Source organism: Mesorhizobium sp. M4A.F.Ca.ET.022.05.2.1, assembly GCF_003998845.1.
In the GTDB taxonomy this organism is placed as follows: domain Bacteria; phylum Pseudomonadota; class Alphaproteobacteria; order Rhizobiales; family Rhizobiaceae; genus Mesorhizobium.
Genome location: NZ_RZOJ01000480.1, coordinates 1 through 4,269 on the forward strand (window position 1 = coordinate 1; position 4,269 = coordinate 4,269).

Consider the following 4,269-nt stretch of genomic DNA (forward strand, 5'->3'; position numbering starts at 1 on the left):
GCTTTAAATCGCCGTTACTCTGCGGCAGCCTTTTCCGGCACCTTCACCGAGCCGCCGGCCTTCTCGATCTTCTCGATCGCGGCCTTGGAGGCACCGGCCACGTCGAAGGCGAGCTTCGCCTTGAGGTCGCCGTCGGACAGAATGCGCACGCCGTCCTTGGCGCGGCGGATGACGCCGGCCGCGATGAGGGCCTCGGCCGTCACCGTCGCCTGGGCGTCGAGCTTCTTTGCGTCGAGCGCGGCCTGGATGCGGGCCAGCGACACGACGGTGAAGCTCTTGCCGAACAGGTTGTTGAAGCCGCGCTTCGGCAGGCGCCGGTAAAGCGGCATCTGGCCGCCCTCGAAGCCGTTGATGGCCACACCCGAGCGTGCCTTCTGGCCCTTGACGCCGCGGCCGCCTGTCTTGCCCGAGCCGGAGCCGATGCCGCGGCCCAGACGCTTCTTGGAGTGCGTGGCGCCGTCCTTGTCACGCAGATCGTTGAGTTTCATCTTCGTTCTCCTGCGCTTCTGCTCAGCCCTCGTCCACGACGCGGACGAGATGCTGGACGGCAGCGATCATGCCGCGCACGGAAGGCGTATCTTCCAGCGTGCGCTGCTTGTGCATCTTGTTGAGGCCGAGGCCGACCAGCGTGGCGCGCTGCTCCTTCGGCCGGCGGATCGGCGAGCCGATCTGCTCGACGGTGATGGTCTTGGTAGCTTTCTTGGCCATGGTCTGGATCCCTGGTCAGCGTCGACTATTCTTCAGCCGCGACGGCGGTGCCGCGGCGGGCCTGAAGGGTCGAGTACTTGATGCCGCGCGCGGCAGCCACATCCTTCGGATGCATCTGGCTCTTCAGCGCGTCGAAGGTGGCGCGAACCATGTTGTAGGGGTTCGACGAACCCATCGACTTGGCGACCACGTCATGCATGCCGAGCGTCTCGAAGACGGCGCGCATCGGGCCGCCGGCGATGATGCCGGTACCCTGCTTGGCGGCGCGCAGCAGAACGCGTCCGGCGCCCCAGCGGCCCTCGACGTCGTGATGCAGCGTGCGCCCCGAGCGCAGCGGCACGAAGATCATGTCGCGCTTGGCCGACTCGGTCGCCTTGCGGATCGCTTCCGGCACTTCGCGCGCCTTGCCGTGGCCGAAGCCGACACGGCCCTTCTGGTCGCCGACGACGACGAGCGCGGCAAACCCGAAACGCCGGCCGCCCTTCACAACCTTGGCGACGCGGTTGATGTGGACTAGCTTGTCCACCATGCCGTCGTCGCGCTCTTCGCGCTCACGCTCGCGGCCGCGGCCGCCTTCCCTACGTTCCTGTGCCATATCCTGTTCCTTGTTCTTTTCCGGAAGCACGGTTGCTGCAATGCCGGCGCCGCTTTCGGGTCGCCGGCGGTGAAAAATCAGAAGCTCAGACCACCTTCGCGGGCGGCCTCGGCCAGCGCCTTGACGCGGCCGTGATAGATGTACGGGCCACGGTCGAAGACGACTTCCTTGACACCGGCCTTCGAGGCGCGCTCGGCGATCAGCTTGCCGACAGCCGCGGCAGCCGCGGTGTCGGCGCCTGTCTTGAGCGAACCCTTGAGGTCCTTCTCCAGCGTCGAGGCGGCGGCCAGCGTATGGCCCTTGGCGTCGTCGATGACCTGGACGTAGATGTTCTTCGAGGTGCGATGGACCGAGAGACGCGGACGCTCGCCCGCAACCTTCTTGATCTGGCGACGCACGCGCTGAGCGCGGCGCTGGGTGGATTCTTTCGAGCCCATGGTACTGTTCCTTGCCTTCAGAAAACGGGGGCAACCCTGTGCGGCAGGCGAAGATGCCTCCCGCGGTCGCGCCCCGCGGCGTTGCGATGATTACTTCTTCTTGCCTTCCTTGCGGACGATCTTCTCGCCGGCGTAGCGCACGCCCTTGCCCTTGTAGGGCTCGGGACCGCGGTACTCGCGGATCTCGGCGGCAACTTGCCCGACCTGCTGCTTGTCGATGCCGGTGACCGTGATTTCCGTCGGCTTCGGCACCGTGATGGTGATGCCCTGCGGGGTCTCGTAGACCACGTCATGGCTGAAGCCAAGCGCAAGCTGCAGGTTCTTGCCCTGCATGACGGCGCGATAACCGACGCCGGTGATCTCGAGCCGCTTCTCGAAGCCGTCCTTCACACCCTGCAGGATGTTGACGATCTGCGTGCGCGACATGCCCCACTTGGCGCGGGCGGTCTTTGTCTGGTCGCGCGGCTGGACGGCAATCTCGGTGCCTTCCAGCTTGACCAGCACTTCGTCGTTGACCACGAACTTCAGCTCACCCTTGGGGCCCTTCGCCGTCACGGTCTGGCCGTTGACGGTCGCGGTCACGCCCTGCGGCAGCGAAACGGGTTTCTTTCCAATACGAGACATTTTGTTGTCCTCGTCACTTCTCTAGGTTCAGGGTCCAGTTTTCGAGCATTCCCGAAAACCGGATACCGCTTTCGATATCACGCGCCAGATCAGAAGATCTGGCAGAGGATTTCACCGCCGACGTTCTGCTCGCGGGCTTCGTGGTCGGCCATCACGCCCTTCGGCGTCGAAAGGATGGCGATACCGAGGCCGTTGGCGACCTGCGGGATCGACTTGGCCGAGACATAGACGCGGCGGCCCGGCTTCGAGACACGGGCGATTTCGCGCACGACCGGCGCGCCGTCGAAATACTTCAGCTCGATCTCGATTTCGGACTTGCCGTTCTCGAAGTCGGTCTGGCTGTAGTCGCGGATATAGCCTTCTGCCTTCAGCACGTCGAGGACGCGGGTGCGCAGACGCGAAGCCGGGGTCGAGACGCTCGACTTCTTACGGCCATAGGCGTTGCGGATGCGGGTCAGCATATCGCCGAGAGGATCGCTCAATGACATCTCAATGTCCTCCTTACCAGCTCGACTTGACCAGGCCCGGGATCTGGCCGTTGTTGCCAAGATCGCGAAGCGCGATACGCGAAACCTTGAGCTTGCGATAGTAGGCGCGCGGGCGGCCGGTGACTTCGCAGCGGTTGCGGATGCGGATCTTGGCCGAGTTGCGCGGCAGTGCCGACAGCTTCAACTGGGCGCGGAAACGCTCTTCCATCGGCTTGGACTGATCCATGACGATGGCCTTCAGTGCCTTGCGCTTGGCGGCATATTGGTCCGCAAGCTTCCGGCGCCTGTTGTTCTTCTCGACTGAGCTGGTCTTTGCCATTTCAGATTTTTCCTTTTTCGCTGCCGTTACTGGCGGAAGGGGAAGTTGAAAGCCTTGAGCAGAGCCCTGGCTTCGTCGTCCGTCTTCGCCGTCGTACAAACGATGACGTCCATGCCCCAGACCTGATCAACCTTGTCGTAGTTGATCTCCGGGAACACGATGTGTTCCTTGATGCCCATGGCATAGTTGCCACGGCCGTCAAAGCTCTTCGGGTTCAGCCCGCGGAAGTCGCGGACGCGCGGCAGCGCGATGTTCACGAGGCGATCGAGGAACTCGTACATGCGTTCCTTGCGCAGCGTGACCTTGGCGCCGATCGGCATGTTCTCGCGCACCTTGAACCCGGCGATCGAGTTGCGGGCGCGGGTGACGACGGCCTTCTGGCCGGCGATCATCGCGAGGTCCTCGGCCGCGACCGAAGGCTTCTTCGAATCGCCGGTCGCCTCGCCGACGCCCATGTTCAGCACGATCTTGTCGAGGCGCGGAACCTGCATGTCGTTGTCGTAGCCGAACTGCTCCTGCAGCGCCTTGCGGATGGTCTCGTTATAAACCTTCTTGAGGCGCGGCTCGTTCTTGGCAGCCGCCTGCTTGGTTTCAGCCTTAGCCATTGATGACTTCTCCCGAACGCTTGGCGACGCGCACCTTCTTGCCGTCCTTCTGGATGGTGAAACCGACGCGGGTCGGCTTGCCGTCCTTGGGGTCGGCCAGCGCGATGTTCGACAGGTGGATCGGCGCTTCCTTGGTGATGATCCCGCCCTCTTGGGACTGGGTCTGCTTCTGGTGACGGCGGATCAGGTTGACGCCGCGCACCAGCGCGGTGTCTTCCTTCGGCTGCACCGACAGAACTTCGCCCGAACGGCCCTTGTCCTTGCCGGCAAGCACGACGACCTTGTCGCCTTTTCTGATCTTCTGCATTGGTCCGGCTCCTTACAGCACTTCAGGCGCGAGCGAGATGATCTTCATGTGGTTCTTGGCGCGAAGTTCGCGCGGAACCGGTCCGAAGATACGCGTGCCGATCGGCTCTTTCTTGTTGTCGACGAGAACGGCCGCGTTCTTGTCGAAACGGATCACGCTGCCGTCCGGGCGTCGGATGTCCTTGGC

Annotated in this window: 10 protein-coding genes; all 10 read right to left on the minus strand. The window is 63.6% G+C overall.

What is annotated here, in order from left to right:
* Positions 1-14: 14 nt before the first annotated feature.
* Positions 15-488: a 50S ribosomal protein L15 gene (rplO, locus tag EN745_RS30965; RefSeq protein ID WP_127423003.1), complete on the minus strand. Its 474-nt coding sequence runs from the start codon at positions 486-488 to the stop codon at positions 15-17.
* Between the two features lie 22 nt (positions 489-510).
* Positions 511-708: a 50S ribosomal protein L30 gene (gene rpmD, locus EN745_RS30970; protein WP_006205449.1), complete on the minus strand. Its 198-nt coding sequence runs from the start codon at positions 706-708 to the stop codon at positions 511-513.
* A 25-nt stretch (positions 709-733) separates the two neighbouring features.
* Positions 734-1,303 (minus strand): 30S ribosomal protein S5, encoded by a 570-nt coding sequence (rpsE, locus tag EN745_RS30975; RefSeq protein WP_027046810.1) that lies wholly within the window; start codon positions 1,301-1,303, stop codon positions 734-736.
* Between the two features lie 77 nt (positions 1,304-1,380).
* Positions 1,381-1,740 (minus strand): 50S ribosomal protein L18, encoded by a 360-nt coding sequence (gene rplR, locus EN745_RS30980; RefSeq protein WP_126054445.1) that lies wholly within the window; start codon positions 1,738-1,740, stop codon positions 1,381-1,383.
* Positions 1,741-1,830: 90 nt separating this feature from the next.
* Positions 1,831-2,364: a 50S ribosomal protein L6 gene (gene rplF, locus EN745_RS30985; protein WP_127423004.1), complete on the minus strand. Its 534-nt coding sequence runs from the start codon at positions 2,362-2,364 to the stop codon at positions 1,831-1,833.
* 89 nt (positions 2,365-2,453) lie between these two features.
* A complete protein-coding gene (gene rpsH, locus EN745_RS30990; RefSeq protein ID WP_126054443.1) occupies positions 2,454-2,852 on the minus strand; it encodes a 30S ribosomal protein S8 in 399 nt (132 codons plus the stop codon).
* Positions 2,853-2,865: 13 nt separating this feature from the next.
* Positions 2,866-3,171 (minus strand): 30S ribosomal protein S14, encoded by a 306-nt coding sequence (rpsN, locus tag EN745_RS30995; RefSeq protein WP_126054442.1) that lies wholly within the window; start codon positions 3,169-3,171, stop codon positions 2,866-2,868.
* 26 nt (positions 3,172-3,197) lie between these two features.
* Positions 3,198-3,776, minus strand: coding sequence for a 50S ribosomal protein L5 (rplE, locus tag EN745_RS31000; RefSeq protein ID WP_126054441.1), 579 nt, complete (start codon positions 3,774-3,776; stop codon positions 3,198-3,200).
* Positions 3,769-4,083: a 50S ribosomal protein L24 gene (gene rplX / locus EN745_RS31005; protein WP_126054440.1), complete on the minus strand. Its 315-nt coding sequence runs from the start codon at positions 4,081-4,083 to the stop codon at positions 3,769-3,771. Before rplX ends, rplE begins: the two co-directional genes overlap by 8 nt.
* 12 nt (positions 4,084-4,095) lie before the next feature.
* The coding region (locus tag EN745_RS31010; RefSeq protein WP_189363215.1) for an uL14 family ribosomal protein at positions 4,096-4,269 on the minus strand (174 nt) is incomplete at its 5' end.